At 45.6% G+C, this 3,645-nt stretch carries 3 protein-coding genes; all 3 read left to right on the top strand.

Annotated elements, in window-relative coordinates; genetic code table 11:
- On the top strand, positions 1–1,067 hold a 1,067-nt coding region (chiP, locus tag CAG69_RS07995; protein WP_161443602.1), incomplete at its 5' end, for a chitoporin.
- Between the two features lie 125 nt (positions 1,068–1,192).
- Complete coding sequence (locus CAG69_RS07990; RefSeq protein ID WP_048626113.1) at positions 1,193–1,786, top strand: YccT family protein; 594 nt, start codon at positions 1,193–1,195, stop codon at positions 1,784–1,786.
- A gap of 178 nt (positions 1,787–1,964) precedes the next feature.
- Complete coding sequence (gene gltX, locus CAG69_RS07985) at positions 1,965–3,392, top strand: glutamate--tRNA ligase (RefSeq protein WP_161443600.1); 1,428 nt, start codon at positions 1,965–1,967, stop codon at positions 3,390–3,392.
- The last annotated feature ends 253 nt before the right edge of the window (positions 3,393–3,645 follow it).

Genomic DNA, 3,645 nt, shown 5'->3' with positions numbered 1-3,645 from the left:
GTGGTGCTGCATTTGCTGATGGTGCAAACAGTGACGCAGCAAAAGAGTTCCTAACCAAAGATTCATTCTCTTATGAAGTTTACGGGATCATCGCGATGCAGGCCGCGTACCGCGATTACGATTCTGGCAACAAAGCAACGGACGATGATCTAGGTGGCATGCAGCTAAACAACGAATCTCGCATCGGTTTCCGTGGTAAAAAACAATTTGCTAACTTCGGCCCTACTTTTATTTGGCAAATCGAAGGTGGTTACGTTGACCCTAGCTTTGGCGGCGAGGGTGCAGGTCTTGGTGAACGTGATACATTCGTCGGTTTTGAAAGTGCATCTTGGGGTCAAGTTCGTTTAGGTCGTGTATTAACACCGATGTACGAATTGGTTGACTGGCCTGCATCTAACCCAGGTCTCGGTGACGTTTACGACTGGGGTGGTGCAATTGGTGGTGCTAAGTATCAAGACCGTCAATCAAACACCATTCGTTGGGACTCGCCAATGTATGCAGACAAATTCTCTCTAGATATTGCGGCTGGTGCAGGTGACAAAGCGGGTCTGGGTGAGGGTGATGATTACTGGGGTGGTATCGCAGCGCACTACAAAATTGGTCCAATTCAGTTAGATGCCGCATACGAGGGTAACCGTAACATTAAGATGGAAGGCCAAACGTGGGAAAACAACACATACTTGGTGGGTGCTCAAGGCTGGTTTGATAACGGTATTTCTTTCTTCGCGCAATACAAATACATGGAAGCTGACGCAAGCAACGGCGTGAGTGAGAAGCAAGACGCAATGTCTGCCGCTATCATGTACACCACAGGTGATTGGCAATACAAACTGGCTTACGCAGCGAACTTTGATCTAGAGCGTGATGGTAAGACAATTAACGATACAGCAGACGATGTACTATCTGCACAAGTTATGTATTTCGTAGACCCATCGGCAGTGCTTTACGTACGTGCTCGTACTCTAGACTTTGGCGACGGTGCATATCAACTGGATAAACCAACAGAAGCGCGTTGGAAATCAGCGGACTACGATGAGTTCTCTGTGGGTGTTGAATACTACTTCTAATAAAGAAGCAGCTAAAAGGGCGGAAACGCCCTTTTTGTCTTGATACTGATTCAAATAAGCCTTTGGAATGACTGGCCTGTAAGTTTCAGAGGCTTATCTAAATTGGTATAAAGTGAGAAACCACGATGAAAAAAACAACGACACTTCTCGGACTTTGCGCAATGCTTTCTGCGCCTGCTTTTGCTGCTCAACTGACTCTGCAAGCTGAACTGGTTCCTCGCGTTCTCAACGGTGAGTTCGTGTACCCTGAGTGGATTTCCAAAAATAACAGCATCGAGCTGAAGGACGGGGAAAATCAGTTGGCGGTGACGGTTGGACAAATTGTCTTTGAAGATGGCAAGCGCCGTAAGTTCGATTCGCAGCCACTGGTATTAGAGTTTGAAGCAGAAAAAGACGCCGAGCTATCGCTGACTTACAAAGCGTTCCGTACCATCGAAGAAGCGAAAGCTTTTGAACTCGATCCAAAAGTGGTATTGAAAGACAAACACGGAAAAGAAGTGGAATTCTCTATGGTTCAACTTCGTAAAGGTGGCTTGCAAGGCTTTCGTGATTACGAGCGAGAAGTGGCTGACTATAACAATGCAATGAACAAAGAATCGACCAAGGCAAGCATTGCGTCTTCTCCGGCGGAAACCAAAACAATCAAAGCATCGTTTAATGAGTTAAGCCGTGAAGAGCAGCAAGAATTTATGCAATGGGCGATGCGTAACCTGAAGTAATTTCGTTCTGCACTTTAACAGTAAATAGGAGGGCAGTACCTTTATTGGTGCTGCCCTGTTTGTATTTCTGGTGTCAAACCGATTGTAGAATTGACTTACGGTGGTAAAATGTCGCCACTTTTATCCTTGACATTACAACGAGAGATCTCTCGTTGCTCATTACCCCTAAGGAACTCAAATGACGGTTAAAACTCGTTTTGCTCCTAGCCCAACTGGCTATCTACACGTTGGTGGTGCGCGTACTGCACTTTACTCTTGGCTATACGCTAAAAACCAAGGTGGTGAATTCGTTCTACGTATCGAAGATACAGACCTTGAGCGTAACTCTCAGGAAGCGGTTGATGCAATTCTTGAAGGCATGGAATGGCTAGGCTTGGAGTGGGATGAAGGTCCTTACTACCAAACTCAACGTTTTGACCGTTACAACGAAATGGTTGATAAGCTTCTTGCTGAAGACAAAGCTTACAAATGTTACGCGTCTAAAGAGCTGCTAGATGAAATCCGTGCAGAGCAAGAAGCAAATAAAGAAATGCCTCGCTACGATGCTAACCATCCAAAAATCAAAGCAGCAAACGAAGCGGCAAAAGATGGCGATCCATGTGTTATCCGTTTCCGTAACCCGAAAGAAGGCAGCGTAGTATTTGATGATCAAATCCGTGGTCGCATTGAAATCCGCAACGATCAAATGGATGACCTAATCATTCGTCGTACTGACGGTTCACCTACTTACAACTTCTGTGTAGTAGTGGATGACTGGGACATGGGTATCACTCACGTTGTTCGTGGCGAAGACCACATCAACAACACGCCTCGTCAAATCAACATCTACGAAGCACTAGGTGCGCCAGTACCAACATTTGCACACTGTGCAATGATCCTGGGTGATGACGGCGCGAAACTGTCTAAACGTCACGGCGCTGTATCAGTCATGCAATACCGCGATATGGGTTACCTGCCGGCGGCACTAAACAACTACCTAGTGCGCCTTGGTTGGTCTCATGGTGACCAAGAAATCTTCTCTCAAGAAGAGATGATCAATCTATTTAGCCTAAACGCAGTATCTAAGTCAGCGTCTGCCTTCAACACGGACAAACTGCAATGGTTGAACAACCATTACATCAAAAATTCAGATCCTGCGTACGTTGCAGAGCACCTACAATGGCACCTAGATCAACAAAAACTAGACGTAACGAATGGTCCTGCTATCACTGACGTGATCAAGCTAGTGGGTGAGCGTTGCAACACGCTGGTTGAGATAGCTGAGCAAATCCGTTACTTCTACGAAGATTTCTCTGAGTTTGAAGCGGGCGCAGCGAAGAAACACTTACGCGGTGTGGCTAAAGAGCCTCTAGAGCTTGCTCTAGCGAAAGCTGAAGCACTGACCGAGTGGACAACAGCAAACATCAAAGATGGCGTTATCGCAGCAGTCTGTGAAGAGCTAGAAATTGGCATGGGCAAAATCGGTATGCCATTACGTGTTGCTGTAACAGGCGGCGGTCAATCTCCTTCTGTCGATGCAGTAATGGAACTGGTTGGCAAAGAGCGTTGTGTTGCTCGTATTAAGATGGCGCTTGAGTTCATTGCTGAGCGTGAAGCAAACGCATAATTGCTTTGAACTAAAGGTTCTTTTGAATAAATAGTCACAAAGCCGCGGTAAACACCCGCGGCTTTTTTGTATCTGAATCCTAGATAATGAGAAACCTTCTCATATGTCGGTGAAGGATGTGGTATTTAGGACCGTAATTCACCTAGGTATGGATAAGATTTTTTAATCCAAATATCGTTGGCATGAATAAAAAACGAGCGATTATATATCAAATATCTGATTGATTTTTATCCACCTTCCTTAAAGTTCCATT

It is taken from the genome of Vibrio sp. V43_P6S15P86, from assembly GCF_009904725.1.
In the GTDB taxonomy this organism is placed as follows: domain Bacteria; phylum Pseudomonadota; class Gammaproteobacteria; order Enterobacterales; family Vibrionaceae; genus Vibrio; species Vibrio diabolicus.
Note: the sequence above shows the minus strand (reverse complement) of the source record. Positions and strands in the feature narration are given on the sequence as shown.

Excerpts from the sequence above, each read along its gene's own strand:
- CAG69_RS07990 (WP_048626113.1), top strand. The coding sequence starts at position 1,193 with ATGAAAAAAACAACGACACTTCTCGGACTTTGCGCAATGCTTTCTGCG.
- gltX (WP_161443600.1), top strand. The coding sequence starts at position 1,965 with ATGACGGTTAAAACTCGTTTTGCTCCTAGCCCAACTGGCTATCTACAC.